15 protein-coding genes and 1 riboswitch are annotated in these 24,736 nt (G+C 49.0%); of the genes, 1 reads left to right on the top strand and 14 read right to left on the bottom strand.

All coding sequences use genetic code 11. The annotated features are described in order from the left end of the window. From I2G42_RS10570 to I2G42_RS10605, 8 genes are all read right to left on the bottom strand, one after another. On the bottom strand, window positions 1–1,722 hold the full coding sequence (locus I2G42_RS10570; RefSeq protein ID WP_022461860.1) for a glycosyl hydrolase 53 family protein: 1,722 nt from the start codon (window positions 1,720–1,722) through the stop codon (window positions 1–3). Window positions 1,723–1,743: 21 nt separating this feature from the next. Continuing rightward, window positions 1,744–2,718 carry a LacI family DNA-binding transcriptional regulator gene (locus I2G42_RS10575; RefSeq protein WP_055227760.1) on the bottom strand — a complete coding sequence of 325 codons (975 nt, stop codon included), beginning with the start codon at window positions 2,716–2,718 and terminating at the stop codon, window positions 1,744–1,746. A 188-nt stretch (window positions 2,719–2,906) separates the two neighbouring features. Continuing rightward, window positions 2,907–4,490, bottom strand: coding sequence for an ABC transporter substrate-binding protein (locus I2G42_RS10580; protein WP_022461862.1), 1,584 nt, complete (start codon window positions 4,488–4,490; stop codon window positions 2,907–2,909). Window positions 4,491–4,700: 210 nt separating this feature from the next. Then, window positions 4,701–5,621 (bottom strand): carbohydrate ABC transporter permease, encoded by a 921-nt coding sequence (locus tag I2G42_RS10585; protein ID WP_022461863.1) that lies wholly within the window; start codon window positions 5,619–5,621, stop codon window positions 4,701–4,703. A gap of 12 nt (window positions 5,622–5,633) precedes the next feature. After that, a complete protein-coding gene (locus tag I2G42_RS10590; RefSeq protein ID WP_022461864.1) occupies window positions 5,634–6,563 on the bottom strand; it encodes an ABC transporter permease in 930 nt (309 codons plus the stop codon). 390 nt (window positions 6,564–6,953) lie between these two features. After that, window positions 6,954–7,715 (bottom strand): 4-hydroxy-tetrahydrodipicolinate reductase, encoded by a 762-nt coding sequence (gene dapB / locus I2G42_RS10595; protein WP_022461865.1) that lies wholly within the window; start codon window positions 7,713–7,715, stop codon window positions 6,954–6,956. Between the two features lie 35 nt (window positions 7,716–7,750). Next, window positions 7,751–8,641 carry a 4-hydroxy-tetrahydrodipicolinate synthase gene (gene dapA / locus I2G42_RS10600; RefSeq protein WP_195531021.1) on the bottom strand — a complete coding sequence of 297 codons (891 nt, stop codon included), beginning with the start codon at window positions 8,639–8,641 and terminating at the stop codon, window positions 7,751–7,753. A gap of 151 nt (window positions 8,642–8,792) precedes the next feature. After that, window positions 8,793–8,967, bottom strand: a riboswitch (Lysine riboswitch). Between the two features lie 55 nt (window positions 8,968–9,022). After that, window positions 9,023–9,652, bottom strand: coding sequence for a single-stranded DNA-binding protein (locus I2G42_RS10605; RefSeq protein ID WP_055220802.1), 630 nt, complete (start codon window positions 9,650–9,652; stop codon window positions 9,023–9,025). Window positions 9,653–10,057: 405 nt separating this feature from the next. Here I2G42_RS10605 and typA point away from each other — a divergent pair, with 405 nt between their 5' ends. Then, window positions 10,058–11,887, top strand: a complete 1,830-nt coding sequence (gene typA, locus I2G42_RS10610; RefSeq protein ID WP_055220803.1) for a translational GTPase TypA — start codon at window positions 10,058–10,060, stop codon at window positions 11,885–11,887. 87 nt (window positions 11,888–11,974) lie between these two features. Here typA and I2G42_RS10615 read toward each other — a convergent pair whose 3' ends face one another. The 6 genes from I2G42_RS10615 to I2G42_RS10640 form a co-directional block, all read right to left on the bottom strand. Beyond that, window positions 11,975–13,051, bottom strand: coding sequence for a polysaccharide deacetylase family protein (locus I2G42_RS10615; protein ID WP_195531022.1), 1,077 nt, complete (start codon window positions 13,049–13,051; stop codon window positions 11,975–11,977). A 283-nt stretch (window positions 13,052–13,334) separates the two neighbouring features. Further along, window positions 13,335–14,549: a hypothetical protein gene (locus I2G42_RS10620; RefSeq protein ID WP_195531023.1), complete on the bottom strand. Its 1,215-nt coding sequence runs from the start codon at window positions 14,547–14,549 to the stop codon at window positions 13,335–13,337. 21 nt (window positions 14,550–14,570) lie between these two features. Further along, window positions 14,571–14,807, bottom strand: a complete 237-nt coding sequence (locus I2G42_RS10625) for a hypothetical protein (protein ID WP_055266947.1) — start codon at window positions 14,805–14,807, stop codon at window positions 14,571–14,573. Window positions 14,808–15,115: 308 nt separating this feature from the next. Further along, window positions 15,116–18,832 (bottom strand): DNA-directed RNA polymerase subunit beta', encoded by a 3,717-nt coding sequence (gene rpoC / locus I2G42_RS10630; RefSeq protein ID WP_195531024.1) that lies wholly within the window; start codon window positions 18,830–18,832, stop codon window positions 15,116–15,118. A gap of 38 nt (window positions 18,833–18,870) precedes the next feature. Further along, on the bottom strand, window positions 18,871–22,710 hold the full coding sequence (gene rpoB / locus I2G42_RS10635; RefSeq protein WP_055266943.1) for a DNA-directed RNA polymerase subunit beta: 3,840 nt from the start codon (window positions 22,708–22,710) through the stop codon (window positions 18,871–18,873). A 353-nt stretch (window positions 22,711–23,063) separates the two neighbouring features. After that, window positions 23,064–24,614 carry a carboxylesterase/lipase family protein gene (locus tag I2G42_RS10640; protein WP_117761434.1) on the bottom strand — a complete coding sequence of 517 codons (1,551 nt, stop codon included), beginning with the start codon at window positions 24,612–24,614 and terminating at the stop codon, window positions 23,064–23,066. Window positions 24,615–24,736: the final 122 nt, after the last annotated feature.

Raw genomic sequence — 24,736 nt, forward strand, 5'->3', positions numbered from 1 at the left:
TTATTGTCCCTCTCTTTTTACTGTCTGCAGACAGAAATTCCGCATCATGCCGTACATCGGCGGCGATGAAATTCGGATTCCGGCAGTGACTTCCTGCGGTTTTCTGATTTCGCATGTCACTTTGTAGCCGGTCCATGCATGTTCTGTCGGATGAATCACAGTCTCTTCTTTTCCCTCTTCCGTATTGAGGAACAGCCGCACATCCACATTTGTTGTATCGGTTCCCTGAAAGGCAACAGATAATGTATACGTTCCTGCCTCCTGTACCTTTACCGTCTGGCAGATCGAAAACGTAAAGTTTTTCGGTGCTTCTACGCGTACCGCATTCACCGGCGGAGCTGGGAACGGATCGACAAACTCCGGAAACAGCTGTACTGCAACGGCATCCTCGGATTTTTCTACGTTCCAGCGCGCCAGGCCGTCTTCCCAGCCGACATCGAGCAACAGATTCTCCGCCTCCGGCAGCTCTTCCACCACGCAGATCTTCGCATGTGCAGCAAACGGAACACCTTCCACATTTCCTGTCACATCATATTCGCCTGTCACGCGTGTGTCCGGCACTTCGTTCCAGTTTACCCGCCGCTGCTCCACCATTCCGTCATACAGCAAAACCGGGAGCATCTCCGGCAGACCGCATGCTTCGTCTTTTACTACAGTCATTGGCTCCGGCTCGTAAATCTTGGCCGGTTTTTCCGGACAGGCATCATTCCGTGTAAACAGGAAAGAACGAATGCCCTCCATGATGGTTCCCTTCTCCTCCAGCAGACCCATATTTTCCGACCAGCCGCCCTCACCGTCTTTCGGAACACAGATCGGTTCCCAGTAATAGATACCCTGCCCCATTTCATCCGGCAGCGAAGCAACGATATTGGCAACCAGATCCAGCACCTGCTTCTGTCCGGCAGGCGTCGCCGGAAATCCTGCGATTTTTTCCTGCTGTTCATCGATAAACCCATGCGCACTCTTTCTCCATGCATGCGCCGTCTCAACGACCATAATCGGCTTTTTGTAATCCTGGATCAGCTTCGTCATTGTCTCTTTCAGATCCGTGAAAGTGCCGTGCCAGAATGGATAATAGGAAAGTCCGATCAGGTCAAAATCCTCGAGTCCTGCCTCAAAGGAACAGTCAAACCACTCTTTCAGATAGAAATACCGTCCGCCCTGGTCGAGATGGATCATAACCTGCATCTCATCTTTTCCGGCTGCAGCCCGCGCACCGCGGATTCCGGCATTTACAAGCTGTACCATTTTTGTATAATCCGGCAGCTCTCCGTCCGGAAACAGAAGGCCGCTTCGGATCTCATTTCCGATCTGAACAATATCCGGCAGAACGTCCTCCTCTTTTAATGCCGTCAGCGTATCTCTTGTATAAGAAAAAACAGCCTCTTTTAATTCTTTAAAGCTTAAGTTTTCCCAATCTTTCGGCTTTCTCTGCTGACCGGGATCCGCCCAGAAATCAGAATAATGGAAATCCAGCATAAAGCTCATGCCATGTGCCCGGATCCGTTTTGCCATCGCCAGTGTATGCGCATAGCTGCAGTATCCACCGGACTCCCTGACATGCTCCGGCGCATTCCAAATACGGAGCCGTACGGAATTTACCCCGTATTTCTGAACGAGATCCAGCGGATCCATAACAGTTCCGTCAAAGTCCTTCACCTGTACTCCGGCATCTTCCAGCTCCGGTATAAAAGATAGATCCATTCCCTTCTGAAATTCCATTGTTCTGTCCTCCCTGCTACGTTAGTTTGTCGATTTTCGGAATAAAATGTCGTAATCCAGCATCGTCTTCTTCTCATAATTTTCCCCTCGGAGCCGCTGGATCAGCTGACGCACGGCTGTGCCTCCCATCTGGGATGCTGCCACACTGACTGCTGTAACTGCAGGGGAATAGCAGTCCAGATTGGTGCTGTTGTAGAGCGAAGCAATCGCGACGTCCTTGGGAATTCGATAGCCTTCCGCCTGGAGCCGGGACATCACCATCGTACAAATCTCGTCGTCGCCACAGATGATGCATTCCACTTTTTTGGATATAATATTTTCAATGATCGCATCCAGAAACTCCATACGGATCGAACCATTGTAGAAAAGCTGATCCTTCTCGGAAATTCCATTTTTAATCAGCGCCCGGCAGAAACCTTCGTGACGCTTGCGGTCTACGTTATAGCTCATATCCTTGACAAGAAACGCAAATCTGCGGAATCCCTTTCCGATCAGCAGCGTTGTCATTTTCTCTGCCGCACCCTCATTGTCGGTATCCACCTGGATAATGTTGTCATACCGGCATGTTCCCGTCAGTGCTGTCGGGAAATTTGCCTGACTTAAATACTGCAGCGCACGGTCATCCTCAAGCGCACGTGTCAGGAGCATACCATCCACCCGGTTCGACTCCACCAGCGACTGCAGCTCTGAAATATCATGCGCGTTGCTCGTCGTAATCAGCACATTGTACCCGAGCATCGATGCCGATTCGCAGACGCCGAGCAGACAGTTCTGGAAATAAACACCGCTTCCATAATAAACGTCTGAAGGCAGTACCACGCCGATGTTGTGCGTCACCGTTCGGGTCCGCGCCATCTCCTCCCGCTCTTCTCCCCGTTTTGCCACCTCGAGAATCCGGTTTCTGGTCTTCTCTCCGATTCTGCCCTTACCGGACAGTGCACGGGAAACGGTACTTTTTGATACCCCTATCTCTTTTGCAATTTCCTCCAGTGTCATAAAAATACCCTGTCACTTTCTGTTAAATTTGAAAAATTCCTATATTTTTATATTTAATACGAATGCTGTTAGAAATCAAGTCATCCCTCAAAGCTTTTTGAACCATCACTTGATCTCTAAAAGAAGGAACGGCCGCGCCGGAGCTTCTGGCAGACCAGCGCGTCCATTCCCTGTTTTATTTTACTGTTTTATTTTTCTTCTTTCTCCGCTACATACTCTGCTGCCTGACGGTTCATCTCATCCAGAATATCCTGGATTCCGGCGCTGTCCATAGCTGCGTTCATGGCATCGATGGAAGCGTCCACATCGTCAACGAGACCGTTGATCAGCGGGTTATAATAATTGTCGATGGCTGCCTCTACTGCTGCAAACTGTGTACTTACATTGCTGGAATCAAAGTTAAATCCGTCGTAAACATGATCTTCTTTGATGTTGTTGTTGAAGGCATCTTTGATGCTTTCATACTTGTCGTCCAGAGCCGTTCTGTTCTCAAGATATTCCTCTCTCTGGATGGTGCAGTTGTTCCATCCCCAGTTGCAGTTACTTGCTACACCATAGCCGCTCTCATCAATAACTTTGTACTGATCATCACCGACTGCTTCCCAGTGCTTTCCTTCGATACCGAGCATAGCCAGATCGTAAACATCCGGGTTGGTGTAGAATTCATTTAATACCATCATGGCTCTCTCTTTGTTTTTACTGTTTGCGTTGATGGCAACACCGTTGTTGATGTAAGAGTTTACTTTTTTCGACAGGTTTTTGTTCGGGTCTACCATCGTTACATTCCAATCCGGATGTTCCTCATTTGCCTGTTTTCCGTAGGTAAGACAGGTTCCGAGATTCCAGCTCATGCTTGCTGTTCTTCCGGTCAGAAGTCCGGTCTGTCTCTCATCGCTGCTGTTTAATACGTCGCTGGACCATGCTCCGGCGTCTACCAGGTCTTTCATCTCCTGGCAGTACTCACGGAACGCATCCCATTCACCGATGTACTGGAATTCAAGATCTTTCGGATCCTGGGTATGATACAGAATCAGCTCGCCGCCCTTCGGTGCTCCGCCCGTTGTGGAATAGCCCTGGGACTGGAAGAATGGATACCACGGTCCGCCCTGACTTGCATAGATACCGTCTGCTGCACATGCTTTGTAGAACTTCATCAGGTCATCCCAGGATGTAATATCATCCATACCGTATTTTTCCATCAGGTCACCGCGCACTGCCAGAACTTCCTGACCAAACTCGTTGGCATAGCTCGGAACCATGTAGATTTGTCCGTCAATCTTTGCCTGCTCCCATGCCATTTCCGGAACAACCTCCCAGATATCCGGTGCATACGTTTTGATAAAGTCCTCAGAAAGCGGTGCAAATCCGCCGAGGGAAACGGTCTGCTCGTAATGGCACCAGCTCGATGCGGTAAAGATCAGGTCAAAATCTTCCTGTGAGGAGAACAGCAGGGAATATTTCGTGTCATGCTCGCCCCAGGAAAGGAATTCTACGTTCAGAGAGCAGTTCAGCTTCTCTTCCAGAATCTCATTGATTTTGGCGTAAACCTCATCAAAATCCGGGGTACGGTCGCCGATCAGATACATCGTCAGATCGACATGCTCCGAAGTGTCTGCACTCAGGTTGTCTCCCGATGTGCCGGAAGCTGCGGAGCTGCTTTTGCTGTCGCCCGTGCTTCCCTTTCCGTTGCCGGAACCGCATCCTGCCAGCATACCGGCTGCCATTGCGGATGCAAGTAATACAGATACCAGTTTTTTTGTGCTCTTTTTCATAAAGAACCTCCTTCATAAATATAATGTGTAATTCAAGCGGATATTCGCAATCCGCTTTGCTACTTGCTCATAACCGAATAACTGCTCCGCAGTTTATCAGAAGGAGCTTGCACTCCTCCTGATACAAGCAAGTCCCCACCCGCCTGCTTATTGCTTTTCGCAATGGAAACAGGGGACTTACTTGATTCAGTTAAATTAACATGATTTGTATCAGCCTTTGACTGCTCCGATTGTGATACCCTGTACAAAGTATTTCTGTACCAGCGGATATGCCAGAACGATCGGGCCGGTTACTACAATGGTAAGTGCCATTTTCAGGGACTGGGTCGGCAATGAGATTGCGCTGACGGCAGAGCCTGCGGCGTTGTTTGCAAGAAGCTTTTTATATGCCTCAATATCATTAACCTGCTGATACAGGAAATACTGCAGCGGATACTTGTTCGTGTCTTTGATATACAGCATCGCATTGTACCAGTCATTCCAATAAGCCAGTGCAATGAAGAGGCCCACGGTAGCAAGTGCCGGTTTGATCAGCGGCATTACAATCCGGAACAGAATACGGAACTCGCCGCAGCCATCAATCTTGGCCGCTTCAATCAGAGAATCCGGAAGTCCCACGATGTAACTCTTCATGATCAGAAGGTTGTATACGCTGAACAGCAGCGGAAGGAGCAGTGCAAGGTAGCTGTCCCGCAGATTCAGGGTCTGTGTCATCAGTACGTAGTACGGAACAAGACCGCCGGAAAACAAAGTGGTAAAGTAGAAGAAAAACGAAAACTGATTTCTCCACTCAAACTCCTTACGTGACAGTACATAAGCTGTCATAGTCTGCAGCAGCAGACCAAGTACCGTTCCGACGATGGTCAGACCGATGGTCGTGCCGTATGCGCGGAAGACAACCATAGGATCTTTAAATACGGTTTTGTATGCCTCCAGGCTGAAATCCTGCGGCAGAAGGCTGAAACCGTTCTGGATAATGGCCGATTCCGAAGAAAACGAGCCGGATACGATCATGATGAAAGGAACGAGGCAGACCAGCGCGATGATTCCGCAGAATCCGTACGCGATGATATCAAGTGCAACCGCATCTTTTCCTCTTTTGATTTTACTTGTATGACTGGAAGATCCCACTTTTCATCCCTCCTAGAATAAGGTGTAGTCTTTATCATAAAGACCAACCAGTTTGTTTACGATTACGACAGTGATAAAGCACAGTACCGACTGATACAGACCAACAGCTGCGGACATTCCGAAGTCGTTGCTGCTGATTAAGGCACGGAACGTCAGGGTATCAATTACATCGGTGTAGTTGTACAGAAGACCGTTACTTCCAACCAGGTTGTAGAACATATCAAAGTTTCCTTTGAAGATGCCTCCGACGGATAGCAGAAGCAGGATGATTGTGGTCGGCATGATCATCGGGATTGTTACTTTGAAAATTCGCTGGAACACGTTTGCTCCGTCGATGCGGGCTGCTTCATAAATCGAAGTGTCAATTCCCATAATCGCTGCCAGGTACATAACAGAACCGTATCCGATTCCCTTCCATACATTAAAGAAGACAAGGATAAACGGCCATGCCTTTGGTGTCGTGTAAAACTTGATTGGTGTTCCACCGAAGGTTTCAATCAGTCGGTTTAGAAAACCGTAGTCGGAACTGAAAATATTGAATGCCATAACTCCTACGATAACCCAGGAAATGAAATACGGCAGAAACATCAGCGACTGTGTGATCTTACGGTAATGTTTGTTGCGGATCTCGGTCAGAAGCACGGCAACGGCAATCTGCATCGTCGTGTTGATCGCAATAAATGCCAGATTATACAGCACGGTATTTCTGGTAACGAGTCCGGCCTGTCCTGATTTAAAGAAGAACTTGAAGTTATCAAATCCGTTCCACGGGCTTCCCCAGATACCTCCTGCGTAGGAGTATTTTTTGAATGCCATTACAATTCCTGTCATCGGGTAGTAGGAAAAAATCAGGGTATAAATTACTGCCGGTGCAAGCATCAGAAGAAATACCCGGTACTTGTAGAGCTTTTTGCAAAACCCTTTCCAACCATTCTTTTTCATCTTCTCATTCCCTTTCTTGTTTGCGCAACTTTTTTGTTGCTCAACTCTTTATTTTTCTTTGTGCCATTATCATATCATTTCGGCATATTGTTTACAATTCGCAGTTTTTATAAGATATTTCTTGTCGAAATATACTGTTTTACTATTTTTTGTGCAAAATGCGCAACTTTAGCGTTTTACCTTGTTGCGCATTGATTTTTCCATTACCGTTTGCGATTTTCACGTTCTCTTTTGATATTCCGTATTTTTTCTTGTGTATTCTGCCAAATATTCTGCAAAATAACTTCCTCAATTCCGAAAATCCCGTTGTAAGAAAAGAAAAAGTGCGCAACGTTTCGCATTTTCGTTGCGCACTTTCTGGTTTCTATTCACTTTTTCCCTGTTTCTGCCTTATTTCGCAGCAATGACATCCTGCATGTCATACATGCCAGCCGGTTTTCCAGCCAGGAATTTTGCAGCCTCTACAGCTCCTTTTCCGAAAACTCCTTTGGAATATGCCCTGTGGGAAAGGATAACAACCTCGTCCGGTCCTGCGAAGATGACGTCGTGATCTCCGACGATCGTGCCGCCGCGTACGGCAGAGATTCCGATTTCCTTCGGATCACGCTGCTCGTGGCGCTGGCTTCTGTCATAAACATAGTGGTACTGGTTGTCCATTGCCTCATTCAGGCTGTCAGCCAGGGCGATGGCGGTTCCGCTTGGAGCGTCGCATTTCAGTTTGTGGTGTTTCTCCACGATCTCCATATCAAAGCCTGCTTCGGCAAGCACTTTTGCAGCTGCCTGTACCAGTTTCATCAGCGTATTCACACCAAGGGACATATTTGCAGAGCGGAGAACCGGGATTTCTTTGCTGGTCTCCTGCACTTTTTTGAGCTGATCCTCGGTGAGGCCTGTGGTGCAGAGGACGAGTGGAAGTTTTTTCTCCTTGCAGGCATCGAGCAGTGCGTCGGCTGCCTTGTAGGAAGAAAAGTCAACGACTACGTCTGCCGGAACATCGCATTCTGCCAGGCTTTTGAATACCGGATAATCGTTCTGGCCGTTGTCGTTCATATCGATTCCGGCTATGATTTCTGCATTTGCATCTTCTTTTACCAGGCCGGTGATGACCTGTCCCATATGGCCGTTGCAGCCATGCATAATAATTTTAACCATTGTCTTTTTCCTTCTTTACTTCGTGTATTCTTAACTTAAGCCAGTTTGATTCCAAAATCTTTCATAGCCTTTGCCAGGCGCTCCTGGTTCTGCGGCTCCATCTCGGTCAGCGGCAGACGAAGCGGTCCAACCTCTTTGCCCATCAGGTTCAGCGCTGCTTTTACCGGAATCGGGTTTACTTCGCAGAACAGCGCATCGATGAGCGGCAGTGCTCTCAGCTGGATTTCTCTGGATCCGGCCACATCGCCGTCGAGGAATTTCTGTACCATGTCGTGGGTCTTGCGCGGTGCTACGTTGGAAAGAACGGAGATTACACCGCTTCCGCCAAGGGAAAGGATCGGCACAACCTGATCGTCGTTTCCGGAGTACAGATCGATCTTTCCATCGGTCAGCTGCATAATTTTTGCGACCTGGGAAATGTTTCCGGAAGCCTCTTTGACTGCAACGATATTCTCAACGTTGTTGAACAGATAGGCGATCGTTTCCGGTGCAATGTTTACGCCGGTTCTGCCCTGAATGTTGTAAAGGATGACCGGCACTTTGACGCTGTCTGCGATTGCGGTAAAGTGTGCAATCAGGCCCTTCTGTGTTGCTTTATTGTAATACGGAGAAACGAGAAGAAGTCCGTCCACGCCGTATTTTTCTGCTTCCTGAGACAGATAAATTGCTGTCTCCGTGCTGTTGGAGCCGGTTCCTGCAATTACCGGGATTCTGTGATTTACTTTTTCCACGGTATATTTGATGGCATCCAGATGCTCCTCATGGGACAGGGTCGAAGCCTCACCGGTGGTTCCGCAGATAACGATGGCGTCGGTTCCGCCGGCGATCTGCTCCTCAATCAGTTCTCCGAGTTTTTCGTAATTCACTTCCTGTGTTTCGGTCATCGGTGTGATAATTGCAACAGCTGCACCTTTAAAAATAGACATTCTCTTTTCCTCCTGTATGTTGTGTCAGATAAAACCATAAGAAATCAGTCGCCGGAGCTTATCTCTCACGGAAAATTTCACTTTCCGTTTAAAAAAGAGGCGCCTCATCCCCGATAAGATCGCCTCCAAATTCACACATACGCAGTATCTATGATCAGATAGCTCTCCATCTCTCGATGACAGTCGCAGATTTTTTCAACCTGCGCCCAGGAGCATACCGGTTCAGCGCCGGATGTCCTTCGGCATTCTTCCCTTTTCCTCTTCTTCTTTTGCTGCTGAGGCATCCGAAAAGGTACTCTTGAAGTAATGCGACCTCTATCCACTTCAGTTCTGCTTTTACTATAGCATCATTAAATTTTCTTGTCAACAGCGGATCGCGCTTTAACTCTCACTATATTCCAGCTTGCTCACCGAAACCTCATATGCGGTCCGCTTTTCCATTTCCGTCTCGCTCAGCCGCTTCATATATTCCCGGCTCTGGATCCGTCCCCAGATGAGAACGTGGCCGCCCACGGCAAACGCAGAGGCATACCGCGCATTCCGTCCCCAGCAGATGCACGGGATATAATCTGATTTTCCATACGGACGGTTGACCGCGATCAGAAGGTCGGCGATCTCTCTTCCCAGAGGTGTTTTCCGGTAGACCGGCGGTTTACATATGTATCCATCGAGGTAAATCTGGTTGGATTTGACGGAATCGTCCTCTTCCTCCACGAAGCTTAATTCCCGCGCAAATACGGAGAGTACCAGACGGTTCTTCTTCTCCTCGTGGCGGTTGTAGGACCGGAACTGACCGCTGATGCAGATCCACTCACCCTGGTAATCCTGTGATACGTCCACCAGCCGCTCGGAGACCATCACCGGAATGATGTCCTGCGATTCACTCAACCGCTTGACCATCACATCGACGAGGTAAAAGCCCTCTCCGAATACCTGATGGCTGAATGTAAACGGGGAGACAATCTCTCCCATGATAACCACCTGATTGTTTTCAATCATCTTGTCTGCCATAATGAAAATCCCCTTCCTTTGTCTTTTCTTTCTGAATATTGATTTCTGATCGGTACTTTGCTGATCTATAATCCTAATGTATGAACCACATTTCTTTTTCAGAACCACTTTTTTCCAGATTTTTTTATTTCTATTCAAATCAGCATTCTGCCCAATTTTTTGTATATGTTTCTGTAAAAACCGCACCACATGCTTCGTATTTTCTACCATTGCAATACAAAAAATGTCACATCTTCCCTGTTTTTTTTCTCTGTTCTGTGCTATAATAGTTCAGATAGGCAGGCATCCAGCAGAGACAAAACGGCAAGGCACCTGCCTTTGTGCTGTGATAAACATTCCCGGCCGGCTTGAAATTTTGAAAAATTGAACCCGGCAGGGTCAACCCATAGGAAGAGGAATGAAGAAATGAAAACAACGAGAGAAGATGTAAGAAACGTTGCCATCATCGCCCATGTCGATCATGGTAAAACTACACTGGTAGACGAGCTTCTGAAACAGAGCGGCGTTTTCCGTGCCAATCAGGAGGTTCAGGAACGTGTCATGGACTCGAACGATATCGAGCGTGAGCGTGGAATCACCATTCTTTCCAAAAATACAGCAGTTTACTACAAAGGAACGAAAATCAACATCATCGACACCCCAGGCCATGCGGACTTCGGCGGCGAGGTTGAGCGAGTTCTGAAAATGGTAGACGGCGTTATTCTGGTTGTAGACGCATTCGAGGGCGCTATGCCGCAGACCAAATTCGTGCTGAAAAAAGCACTCGAGCTGGATCTGTCCGTTATCGTCTGCATCAACAAGATCGACCGCCCGGAAGCACGCCCGGATGAAGTTATCGACGAAGTGCTCGAGCTTCTGATGGACCTCGATGCATCTGACGAACAGCTTGACTGTCCGTTTCTGTACGCATCCGCAAAGATGGGTCATGCGGTACTCGATCTGAACGATACCCCGAAGGATATGACTCCTCTGTTCGAGACCATCCTGAAATACATCCCGGCTCCGACCGGCGATCCGGAAGCTGGCACACAGCTTCTGATCAGTACCATCGATTACAACGAATACGTTGGACGTATCGGTGTCGGCAAAGTTGAAAACGGAACGATCCGCGTGAACCAGGACGTTATGCTGGTCAACCACCACGATCTGACCAAGAAGAAAAAAGTAAAGGTCAGCAAACTGTATGAATTTGACGGACTGAAAAAAGTAGAGGTTACTGAGGCAGGCATCGGTTCTATCGTTGCTGTTTCCGGTATCCCGGATATCCACATCGGAGATACTCTCTGCGGCGATCTGGACAACCCGGTTTCCATCCCGTTCCAGAAAATCTCCGAGCCGACTATTTCCATGAACTTCATCGTAAACGACAGCCCGCTGGCCGGTAAAGAAGGTAAATACGTAACTTCCCGCCACCTGCGTGACCGTCTGATGCGTGAGCTGAACACTGACGTTTCTCTCCGCGTCGAGGAGACTGATTCCGCAGACTGCTTCAAGGTTTCCGGCCGTGGTGAGCTGCATCTGTCCGTCCTGATCGAAAACATGCGCCGTGAGGGATATGAGTTCGCAGTAAGTAAGGCAGAGGTTATCTACAAAGAGGACGAGCGCGGACGCAAACTCGAGCCAATGGAAATCGCATACGTTGACGTTCCGGATGAGTTCTCCGGTACTGTCATCCAGCTCCTCAGCGAGCGTAAAGGCGAGCTTCACGGCATGAGCCGCGCAAGCGATGGTTCCACCCGTCTGGAGTTCGAAATCCCGGCACGAGGCCTGATTGGTTTCCGTGGAATCTTCATGACCTCCACCAAAGGAACTGGTATCCTGAACACCGAGTTTGAAGATTACGCACCGTACAAGGGCGACATCGAATACCGCAAACAGGGTTCCCTGATCGCTTTCGAGGCAGGCGAGTCCGTTACCTACGGTCTGTACTCCGCACAGGAGCGCGGTACTCTGTTCATCGGACCTGGCGAGAAGGTTTACGCCGGTATGGTTATCGGACAGAACGGTAAGGCCGAGGATATCGAGCTGAACGTCTGCAAGACGAAACACCTGACCAACACCCGTACTTCTTCCTCCGACGAGGCACTGCGTCTGACTCCGCCGAGAATCCTTTCCCTGGAGCAGGCTCTGGACTTCATCGACAAGGACGAGCTTCTTGAGGTTACTCCGGTTTCCTTACGTATCCGTAAGAAAGAGCTGGATTCCAGACTTCGTAAGAGAGCGGCAATGAAATAAATTTTTATAAAACGACATAAGAACCGCCGGTTCACTCTTGATTTGAGAGTAAACCGGCGGTTCTTTGTCGTTTTTCTATTCTGTTTTCTATTCGTTTGTCGTTCCGCCATGGAAGCCGTAATACGTCTCTCCCGCTGCAAGATCCACGCCGTTTGCCGCTGCAAGAGTATGAATCGTGACAAGCTCATACCCGCGGTTGATCAGCTCCGGCACAATCGTTGCACACGATTCTACGGTCGTCTCGTGGATATCATGCATCAGGATAATGTCTCCCGGGCTTACACTGTCGAGAACGGCGCTGATGTTTGCCTGTACATTTTTCGTCTGCCAGTCCAGGGTATCGACATCCCACATGATGCTCGGGCGGCCGATAGATGCGAGCAGTTCATCAGTGCTGTTTCCATACGGGAAACGGATGACAGTTGCACCCTGTCCGTTGTTGTACTGGGCGATCAGATCATCCGTCATCTGGAACTGGGCAAGGCCGTCGTCGAGGCTCAGTTCTTTCATATTCGGATGCGCATAAGAATGGTTTCCAAGCTCACAGCCGATTGCCGCCATGCGCGGGATCACATCTGCACCGTATTTTTCCACATTGCTGCCGAGCATAAAGAACGTCGCCTGTGCCCCGTACTGCTCCAGCGTATCGAGAAGCGTACTGGTATAGACGTCTGGGCCGTCATCAAAGGTCAGGGCTACCATCATCGAGCCGTTGCGGTCTGGCTGGTAAACACCCTGGTCATCAAAGTAACAGCCTTTTCCGCCGATCGGTTTCCAGCCGGTCGCCATGTAACCATTGGAATCAAAATGGTACTGGTTTCCGTCGATATCTGCCCAGCCGTTGACGTAGTACGTTGTGGCATCCGTTGCGTACCACCAGCCCGACGAGCTGTACTGCCATCCCGGCGTCTCATTCGGCGGCGTGGTCTCCGCAAGCTTCTTAATTCCCGCATTTCCCGATCCGTCCTCCGCCTCCGGCGCCGTCTCGCTCACCGTCTTTGCGGCTGTGTCATTACTCAGTACAATTCCTTTTTTCGCAAGCTGCGCTCCCGCAAATTTCCAGATAAGCGCAAGAAAAAGAAGGCCGATTACCACACACAGGGAAATCCGTGATACTTTCTGCATCATCTGTCTGCGGCGCATCTGCTTTCTTCTCTGTTTCAATGATTTTCTTTCCATATGATCTGTTTATACTCCATCGTCCCGCCCCTTTGCGGAACTTTCTTCCATCGTAACGCAAACGTTTTTCGACATTTTTCTACTTACTATCATAACGTGATCTGACCTAAGATGCAAGGCACAAATTCTTACATTTTTCCACTTCTGGTAAATTTAAGTTCATGGTTTCTTAACATCTTCATCGCAGCAAAGAAGAGTGACTCTGTTCCCGGAAAATCGGATGCAGAATCACTCTTTTTCGCGTAGTTCTTATTCAATTTCAGCCCGTCTATTTTCCCAGATCGACGCCCTTCAGGAAGTCACTTCCCATGACCCAGGTTTCCTTCTCCAGCGTTACGGCGGATTCGATTTTCCAGGTGATCGTCTCTGTTTTGGTTTTCCGGAAGAAATGGAGGAAACGGGTTCGTCGCTCGATCGCAGCGGTCACGTTAGTTTCAATCTTCATCTGCTTGGATTCGTTGGTTACGGTTGTGGAGACGCTGCTCACGGTGATACTGGTGATTCCGGTGTTGGTGTCGCTGTTTAGGTAGGCATCGCAGAGCTGCTGGTACTGTTCTTTGGCGTTTTTCTGTACGGCGGTGTCGGCGGAAAATTCGTTTTTGATGGTGCTGAAGGATTTTCCGGCGGCTGCGGCTGTGAATACCTTGTCCAGGGACTCTTCTACACGGTCGGCGATGGTTTTGCCGGTGGAATCGTTGAGTTTTAAATCCGGCAGGAATTCCATGCTGCTGTTGTCCTGCACGAGGATGATCTCGCGGTATGGGTCTTTCTGTTTTTCGGTCAGTTCAATGGTGTGGCCGCCGAGGAAGAGATACGGGATTTTGTAGATGCTGACGTTATCTGCTGTCTCTTTTAAATACTTTTTCCCGACCTGCACGCCGTCCAGATAGAACGAGGCATCCGCCGGGACGGTGATTTCGACATCCGTCACGCAGCTGTCTTTCGGCACAACGTACCACTCTTTGAAGTTCCATTTTACGGTATCCCCGACGGCGATCTCCAATGTTTCTTCCTGCGAGTCGCTCATGCCTTTTAACGTGTACCGCACAGTATAAATCCTGTTTTCCCCGGTCTCAAGATTCTGTTTTCTGCGCATGAAAAAGCTCTTGATCTCCGGTGTTTCCTGCCCGTCAGTGCCGTCCTGTTTTGCTTTCCAGGTCATTGCATTGACGTAGTTCTTCCGCGACAGAAACGTGCTGTCCGGGAACTGACATACATCGTATGCACTGTTCCAGTCTCCTGCCAGACATGCTTCCACGTAATTCCGTCCTGCCGCCTGCGGCGCATACAGATACGCGCCTGCCATAAAAAATGCGGCGCACAGAATCAGAAACAGACTGAGATTCACGATCAGAATCCGCAGACTCATCGGCAGATCACGAAATTTTGCCGCCCGTATTTTCACAGAAAGCTCCGTCGTCTCTTCTCCGTCTTTTTCCACATGGCGGAATCTTTTTCCTTTTCTTTTCCACTTCTGGAGCATAGTTTACCTCATCTTTTCCTCTTATTTAGACTGTTCTTTCACCGCATACGTATGCACCCGGTCGCTCTTCTGGCTGTATGCCTCTCCCTCGGAATAATACTCCTCCGATGTCGTGGAAAAACGCGTAATCGTCTCTTTCACACGCTCTCCCGCCGTTTGCTGGTGGAGAAACAGCGCTGCAATCATCAGAATCACAAATATATCCAGAATCAGTACCGCCGCATTTGCCACGATGCCAGGTAATTTTTTTATCCACATAGGCTTCCCTCTTTTCTGTCTCCATTGTAACAAAATGCTCCCGAAAACACAAGGAAAGCAGAGACCCCGGCGAACCGAAAATTCTCTGCTTTTCACAAATGACATATTTATTTTTTAACCTTGTTTCAATCCACAGTCGGTAATTTCACAGAGTCTGACATGTCAGCAGAATGCTGACTGTGGTTTGCCTCATGTCAGTGGGGGATACCGATTTCTCTCCGCCCGCCACTGCCGTTAACTTTCTTATTTGCAATTCATCTCACCACCTATAGAGGTGGGAGAATCCTTGCTATTATTTGTTGAAGGGTTTACTCCTCGGTATCATCCTTTGACGGAATCATTTCCTCAAAGTCGAAGTCGAGCATCGGCTCTTCCTCTTCAGCTGACGGTTCTTCAACCGGAGCTTCTGCTGCCGGAATTTCGTCCTCAAGATCTTCGGTCAGAATCAGATCCTCGTCCTCTTCTTCCTCGATCATGCTGTCGGTATTCAGATGAATGTTGCTGTAGCACTTCATACCGGTACCGGCCGGGATCGGTTTACCGATGATAACGTTCTCTTTCAGGCCTACCAGATGGTCAACCTTACCCTTGATAGCAGCGTCGGTCAGAACCTTGGTGGTCTCCTGGAAGGATGCTGCAGACAGGAAGGAATCGGATGCCAGGGATGCTTTGGTAATACCAAGCAGAACCTGTTTTCCTTCTGCCGGCTCTTTGCCTTCTGCGATCAGCGCTTTGTTGGTCTCATCATACTCCAGGAAGTCTACCATGTCGCCCGGAAGGAATTCGGTATCTCCGTTTTCCTCGATGCGGATCTTCTTCAGCATCTGGCGAACGATAACCTCGATGTGCTTATCGTTGATTTCTACACCCTGCAGACGGTAAACTCGCTGTACCTCGCGGAGCATGTAATCCTGAACGGCACGTACGCCTTTGATCTTCAGGATATCGTGCGGGTTTACAGAACCTTCGGTCAGCTCGTCTCCGGCTTCCAGAACCGTTCCGTCAGCGATCTTGATACGGGATCCGTAAGGGATCAGGTATGTCTTGGATACGCCATCGTCCGGATTGGTAACCACGATTTCGCGTTTTTTCTTGGTGTCTTTGATCTGTGCAACACCAGGGATCTCGGTGATGATAGCAAGTCCTTTCGGCTTTCTTGCCTCGAAAAGCTCCTCGACACGAGGAAGACCCTGTGTGATATCTCCACCGGCAACACCACCGGTATGGAAGGTACGCATGGTCAGCTGTGTACCAGGCTCACCGATCGACTGTGCTGCGATGATTCCGACAGACTCACCAACCTGTACTGCCTCGCCGGTTGCCATGTTGGCACCATAGCATTTTGCGCAGATTCCGTTACCGGAACGGCAGGTAAGAATGGTACGGATTTTTACTTTTGTATAATGCTCACCGTTCTCGTTGATGCCGTCTTTGATGACACGGGCAGCACGTTTCGGGGTGATCATATGGTTTGCTTTTACAATGACGTTGCCGTCCTTGTCTTTGATCGTCTCGCAGGAGAAACGGCCTGTGATACGATCCTGCAGACTCTCGATCTGCTCTTTTCCGTCTGTGAACTCGCTGACCCACATACCCGGAATTTCGTCCTTGCCCTCGGCACAGTCGATTTCACGGATGATCAGGTCCTGAGAAACGTCTACCAGACGACGGGTCAGGTAACCGGAGTCGGCGGTACGAAGCGCGGTATCGGACATACCTTTTCGTGCTCCATGTGCGGACATGAAGTATTCCAGTACCTGAAGACCTTCACGGAAGTTTGACTTGATCGGCAGCTCGATGGTGTGTCCGGTTGTATCGGCCATCAGTCCTCGCATACCGGCCAGCTGTTTGATCTGCTTATCGGAACCACGGGCTCCGGAGTCAGCCATCATGAAGATGTTGTTGTATTTATCCAGTCCGTCGAGCAGTGCTTTTGTCAGCGCATCGTCGGTCTTCTTCCAGGTATCTACAACCTCTTTGTAACGCTCTTCGTCTGTAATCAGACCACGTTTGAAGTTTCTTGTAATCTTGTCTACCGTTGCCTGTGCTTCTGAGAGCATCTCCGGCTTCTGCGGCGGCACGGTCATATCGGAAATGGATACGGTCATGGCTGCACGGGTGGAGTATTTATATCCGGTTGCCTTGATATAGTCCAGAACCTCTGCGGTTTTGGTAGCTCCGTGTGTATTGATGACTTTTTCCAGAATCTGTTTCAGCTGTTTCTTTGCAACGAGGAAATCAACCTCAAGCGCAAGCTCGTTACCCGGAACCGTACGGTCTACGTATCCCAGATCCTGCGGCAGAATCTCATTGAAGAGGAATCTTCCGAGTGTGGAGCTTACGTTCTGCTGCATTACAGTACCATCTTCCATCTCTTTTTCGCAGCGGATGGTAATCTTGGTCTGCAGGGTAATGTATCCGTTCTCGTATGCCAGGATGGCTTCGTTCATATCGCGGAAGAAGCTTCCTTCGCCCTTCTCGCCCGGACGCTCCTGTGTCAGATAGTAGATACCAAGAACCATATCCTGGGAAGGAACGGCTACCGGACCACCATCGGACGGTTTCAGCAGGTTGTTCGGAGAAAGAAGCATGAAACGGCACTCTGCCTGCGCTTCTACAGACAGCGGCAGATGGACAGCCATCTGGTCACCGTCGAAGTCGGCGTTGAATGCGGTACAAACCAGCGGGTGCAGCTTAATCGCTTTACCTTCTACCAGAATCGGCTCGAACGCCTGGATACCCAGACGATGCAGGGTAGGGGCACGGTTCAGCATAACCGGATGCTCTTTGATGACGTCCTCGAGAACGTCCCATACCTGCGGCTCGAGTTTCTCGACCATTTTCTTTGCATTTTTGATGTTATGTGCAGTGCCGTTGGAAACCAGCTCTTTCATAACGAACGGTTTAAACAGCTCGATTGCCATTTCTTTCGGCAGACCGCACTGGTAAATCTTCAGTTCCGGTCCTACGACGATAACAGAACGGCCGGAGTAGTCAACACGTTTACCAAGAAGGTTCTGACGGAAACGGCCGGATTTACCTTTCAGCATGTCGGACAGAGATTTCAGAGGACGGTTTCCAGGACCGGTTACCGGACGGCCGCGGCGGCCGTTGTCGATCAGGGCATCAACTGCCTCCTGGAGCATACGTTTCTCGTTGCGCACGATGATATCCGGTGCACCGAGCTCCAGCAGTCTCTTCAGACGGTTGTTACGGTTGATGATACGGCGGTACAGATCATTCAGGTCGGATGTTGCAAAACGTCCTCCGTCAAGCTGTACCATAGGACGCAGATCCGGCGGAATAACCGGAACCGCATCAAGAATCATCCACTCCGGACGGTTTCCGGACTCACGGAATGCCTCAACAACCTCAAGTCTCTTGATGATGCGGGCTCTCTTCTGTCCGGTAGAATCTTTAAGACCTGCCTTTAATTCAGCAGACTCTTTTTCCAGATCGATTGCCATCAGAAGCTCTTTGATGGATTCCGCACCCATACCTGCACGGAAGCTGTTTCCGAACTCCTCTCTGGCATCCTGGTATTCTTTCTCGGTCAGAACCTGTTTGTACTGTAATTTGGTATCGCCTGCATCAAGAACGATGTAGTTTGCGAAATACAGAACCTTTTCCAGAGTTCTCGGAGACAGATCCAGGATCAGTCCCATACGGGACGGAATTCCTTTGAAATACCAGATGTGGGATACCGGAGCTGCCAGCTCAATGTGTCCCATACGCTCACGGCGCACACTGGATTTTGTTACTTCTACGCCGCATCGGTCGCAGATTACGCCTTTGTAGCGAATTTTCTTATATTTACCGCAATGGCACTCCCAGTCTTTGCTTGGTCCGAAGATTCTTTCACAGAACAGACCGTCTTTTTCCGGTTTCAGCGTTCTATAGTTGATGGTCTCCGGTTTTTTTACCTCGCCATGGGACCACTCCCGGATTTTCTCCGGGGAGGCAAGTCCTATTTTGATGGCATCAAAGCTCATCTGGTAATTTTCTTTTTTTGCTGTTTCTGGCATTTGATTACCCCTTTCCTCGCAAAGCGAAGATCTACAAGTTACATGTCATCATCTGAACTTTCATCCAGATCAAGATAAGAGTCTTCTTCTTCATCCTCTTCCACATCTACCATTTCTTCTCCGTCAAATTCTTTCTTGGAGAATCCATAGTCACCAAATCTCTCGTCCTCTCTGTCAGAGTAACGGTCTCCCTCGATGATGTGGTTCAGGTTGGTATCACCGTAATCAACTGATTCCATAATTTTAACTTCGGTATTGTCATCACGCAGTACGCGGACATCGAGTGCCAGGGACTGCAGCTCTTTCAACAATACTTTGAAGGATTCCGGAATACCAGGCTCCGGAATATTGTCGCCCTTGATGATGGCTTCGTATGTCTTCACACGGCCAACCACATCGTCAGACTTCACAGTCAGGATCTCCTGCAGCGTGTAGGATGCACCGTACGCCTCAAGAGCCCAAACCTCCATCTCTCCGAAACGCTGTCCACCGAACTGAGCTTTACCACCCAGAGGCTGCTGTGTAACGAGGGAGTATGGGCCGGTAGAACGTGCATGGATCTTATCGTCTACCAGGTGATGCAGTTTCAGGTAATGCATGTGTCCGATGGTGGTTCTTCCATCAAACGGCTCACCGGTACGTCCGTCGCGGAGCTGTACCTTACCGTCTCTTGCGATATCAACGCCCTTCCACAGTTCTCTGTGATCCAGGTGCTCTTCCAAGTACTGATATACTTCCGGAAGCAGAACATCTTTATATTTCTCGGAGAATGCATCCCATTCCATGTTTACATAATCGTTTGCCAGTTCCAGGGTATCCTGAATATCTTTCTCGTTTGCGCCGTCGAAAATCGGGGTGGATACGTTAAATCCAAGCGCTGCTGCTGCAAGGCTTAAGTGGATCTCCAGCACCTGTCCGATGTTCATACGGGACGGCACACCCAGAGGGTTCAGCACGATGTCCAGCGGACGTCCGTTCGGCAGGAACGGCATATCCTCTACAGGAAGTACACGGGAAACGACACCCTTGTTTCCGTGACGACCAGCCATCTTATCGCCGACAGAGATTTTTCTCTTCTGTGCGATGTAGATGCGGACTGCCTGGTTTACTCCAGGAGAAAGTTCGTCGCCGTTTTCACGGGTAAATACTTTGGCGTCCACGATGATACCATACTCACCGTGCGGTACTTTCAGGGAAGTATCACGTACTTCTCTTGCTTTCTCGCCAAAGATGGCACGGAGCAGACGCTCCTCTGCGGTCAGCTCAGTCTCTCCCTTCGGAGTTACTTTTCCGACCAGAATATCACCGGCACGTACCTCTGCACCGATGCGGATGATTCCACGCTCGTCCAGGTCTTTTAAGGCTTCATCGCCGACTCCCGGAACGTCTTTTGTGATCTCTTCCGGTCCAAGCTTGGTGTCACGGGCCTCTGCCTCGTACTCCTCGATGTGGATGGAAGTGTAAACATCATCCTGTACCAGACGCTCGCTAAGAAGAACGGCGTCCTCGTAGTTATATCCTTCCCAGGTCATAAATCCGATCAGCGGGTTTTTACCAAGTGCAAGCTCGCCCTGGTAAGTAGACGGACCGTCTGCGATTACTTCGCCGGCCTCTACATGGTCACCTTTAAATACGATCGGTTTCTGGTTGTAGCAGTTGCTCTGGTTGCTTCGCATGAATTTGGTCAGATGGTAAACATCTTTTGTTCCGTCATCATTGTTCATGCGGATCTCGTTGGAGCAGGAGTAGGAAATGGTTCCTGCTTTCTTTGCAACGACGCAGACACCGGAGTCTACGGCTGCTTTTGCTTCGATACCGGTTCCTACTACAGGAGCATCGGTGATCATCAGCGGTACGGCCTGACGCTGCATGTTGGATCCCATCAGCGCACGGTTCGCATCGTCGTTCTGAAGGAACGGGATCAGCGCCGTAGCAACGGAGAATACCATCTTCGGAGACACGTCCATGTAATCAAACATGTGCGGCTCGTAGGACTGGGTCTCATCCAGATAACGTCCGGAAACGTTCTTGTTGATGAAGTGTCCTTCTGCATCCAGCGGCTCATTTGCCTGTGCTACATGGTAATTATCCTCTTCATCTGCGGTCATGTAGACTACTTCGTCTGTAACACGCGGATTTTTCGGATCTGATTTGTCAATTCTTCTGTATGGAGCCTCAACGAAGCCATACTCGTTGATGCGCGCATACGATGCCAGAGAGTTGATAAGACCGATGTTCGGTCCCTCAGGAGTCTCGATCGGGCACATTCTTCCGTAATGGGAGTAGTGAACGTCTCGAACCTCGAATCCGGCACGGTCACGGGACAGACCGCCAGGTCCAAGGGCGGAAAGACGTCTCTTGTGCGTCAGCTCTCCAAGCGGGTTGTTCTGATCCATGAACTGGGACAGCTGGGAAGATCCGAAGAACTCTTTGATTGCAGCTGTAACCGGTTTGATATTGATCAGGGACTGCGGAGAAATTCCGTCGATGTCCTGTGTTGTCATACGCTCACGTACCACACGCTCCATACGGGACAGACCGATGCGGTACTGGTTCTGAAGCAGCTCACCTACGGCACGGATTCTACGGTTGCCCAGGTGGTCGATATCATCGGCATTTCCTGCGCCGTATTCCAGATGCATGTTGTAGTTGATGGAAGCGAAAATATCTTCCTTTGTGATATGTTTCGGAATCAGGTCGTGGATGTCACGTTTGATCGCCTGTTTGATCTCTTCGATATCGGTATTTTCCTCCAGGATCTTTTCCAGAACCGGATAGTATACTTTCTCGTTGATGCCAAGCTCTTCCTCGTCAACATCTACCCATGCTTTCAGATCTACCATTAAGTTGGAAAGAACTTTTACGTTTCTCTCCTCGGTCTGGATCCATACATACGGTACTGCTGCGTTCTGAATCTTGTCTGCGAGTTCCAGAGTAACGGTGGTGCCTTTTTCTGCAAGGATTTCACCGGTGGACGGATCTACAACATCCTCAGCGAGGATCTGGTTGCGGATACGGCTGCGCAGCGCAAGTTTCTTGTTGAATTTATAACGGCCTACCTTTGCCAGGTCATAGCGACGCGGGTCAAAGAACATGCTCATGATGAGGCTCTCTGCATTTTCTACTGCGAGAGGCTCGCCCGGACGAATTTTCTTGTACAGCTCGAGAAGACCTTCCTGATAGTTGGTGGAAGTATCTTTGGTGAAGCTTGCAAGAATCTTCGGCTCTTCACCGAACAGCTCTACGATCTCTGCATTGGAGCTTACTCCAAGTGCACGGATGAGGACTGTGATCGGAACTTTTCTGGTACGGTCTACGCGGACATAGAAGACGTCGTTGGAATCGGTCTCGTACTCCAGCCATGCTCCACGGTTCGGGATTACGGTACAGGAGAACAGTCTCTTTCCGAGCTTATCATGTGCGATACCGTAATAAATACCAGGGGAACGTACCAGCTGGCTGACGATTACTCGCTCTGCACCATTGATAACGAATGTTCCTGTTGCTGTCATCAACGGCAGATCACCCATGAAAATTTCGTGCTCTGTGATCTCGTCTTTTTCCTTATTATATAATCTTACTTTTACCTTTAACGGTGCCGCATAAGTAGCGTCACGCTGTTTACACTCTTCGATTGAGTATTTTACGTCATCTTCACACAGTGTAAAGTCTACGAATTCAAGGCTCAGCCGTCCGCCGTAGTCGGAGATTGGTGAAATGTCATCAAAGACTTCCTTGAGTCCGCTTCTCAGGAACCAGTCATAGGAATCCTTCTGGACTTCAATCAAGTTGGGCATTTCCAATACTTCTTTTTGTCTCTGGTAACTCATTCGCATACTTTTTCCGGTAGGTATCGGACGTATTCTGTTTTTCTCCATTGACGTTGTCACCCCTTGTGTTATAATATATTTATTACCGCTCATGCCTGAACAAAAGGTTTTAGGCATATCTTGCCATAATAGTGCATTTTCTAGATTATCATGTTTTTTCAAGTGTGTCAACAAAACAGATTGTATTTTTTTCAGTACAATCTGTTTTTTACTGGTTTTTCCGCCAGGACCCTGTTAGAATAGTACTTTAGATGTGATTGAAAACACTGAATTTTCAGAAAAAAGCCGCCTGTTTGATTTTATTTGTCAAATCAAACAGGCGGCTTTTTTTATTTTATTTGTCAAAGCGGATATTCTCAATCCGATCCAGATTCCGCTTATGCCGCATTGAACTGTTCCTTTTAATGCTGAATATTGTCAGCCATCATGTCCATAAAGCTCCATGGTTTCAGAACTTTGTTGATCTCTGCAAACACTTTATCATCGTAGTTGTGTTTTACTTCCGTTTTGCGGTCAAACACCATGGTATCCGCATCCTCTGCTTCTACTTCCGGCCAGTGCGGGAGTCCGGCATGATCCGGGGTGCCGTTCTTTGCGAAGGCAAGAAGTGCTCCGAAGATTTCGCTTTCCAGTTTATCGCTGACATCCGGGATGCCACAAATTTCTACGAGATCTGCGTTTCCGAAGAAATATGGGATATCGGAGCAGTGCCATGCCGGCTTGCCGTGCTGGAACGGGAATTCCAGAGCGAAGTTGTAGAGATATGCTTTGCCGCCGCCTTTTGCGAACAGTTTGGCAAGTTTTACGGTCGGCTCACGCATTGCACGGTCGATGGCAAGAACATCTACGCCGTTCTTCTCCGGATATGCTTCTTTGAAAGCGTCCAGAACCTTTTCGGCATTGTCTCCATAAACCTTTTTGAGGATTTCCAGAATCTCTTCCGCTGTCAGTTTGTTCTTATCATAAGCTGCCGGTGCAAACGTTGCGAACTCGCCGTATACGGTTCCGATCATCATCGGAATCTGATGTGCATGCTCACGGAAGCCTGCGTCGAATGGATTTCCATAGAAGTAATCGCCCTTTTTCGGGCCGCCGCCGATGTAGCCGCCACTCTGTGCAATCGCCGGAGCCACTTTTGCATATGCAGCAGCAAGCTGCGGATACGGTACAGTTTCCAGCTGAGCCACATCGTCAAAGCCGAGCGCTTTCATCATTGCCGTAATAATCTCCGTGCCGTCTTTCTCTCCTGCGCCGAGCGGATCGTCCTCCATAACACCGCTCATGACAAGGCCTTTCTGGAACAGGCCGTCTGCTGATGGAATCTGCATCAGGTCAATCACCTTCATTCCGCCGCCGGACTGGCCGAAAATGGTTACATTCTCCGGATCGCCGCCGAACAGGGCAATATTGTCATGTACCCACTGCAGGGCTGCCACCATATCGGCGTGGCCTGCGTTTGCGGAGTTTTTGTATTTTTCCCCAAACGGAGACAGATCCAGATATCCTAAAATATTCAGTCTGTGGTTGACAGAAACAAGAATCGAATCACCTTTCTTTGCGATGCTGACGCCGTCATACGCAACCTGCTCGATGGAAGATCCCGCTGCGTATCCACCGCCGTGGAACCATACGAGAACCGGTTTTTTGGCTTCCGGATCAAGTTTGTTTGTCCAGATATTTAAGGACTGGCAGTGCTCATCCTGCGGCCAGTAGCGGTGCGGAACCATAAGCTCGCCGTTCGGTGTATCTTGGTTCTGAAGCGGGCATACAAAGCCGTAGTTTGTCGCATCCTTCACGCCATCCCATTTGGACGGAACCGGCATCTGGAAACGGTCTGCGTATGCATACGGAATTCCTTTGTAAATGTAAACACCGTCATAAAAATAACCTTTTAAATCGCCGGATGTGGTATGCAGCACCGGCACGCCATCGTAATCAAATATTTTCCCCATTTTGAAATACCTCTTTTCTGTAGAATTTAGCATTTATGTTGTTTTCAGTATAAACAATATTTTCGTCCTTTTCTACTCGAATTGTCGCAAGATCTTCTTATATTGTTGCTTTTTTTCCACTC

It is taken from the genome of Fusicatenibacter saccharivorans (assembly GCF_015557635.1).
Taxonomy (GTDB): Bacteria; Bacillota; Clostridia; order Lachnospirales; family Lachnospiraceae; genus Fusicatenibacter; species Fusicatenibacter saccharivorans.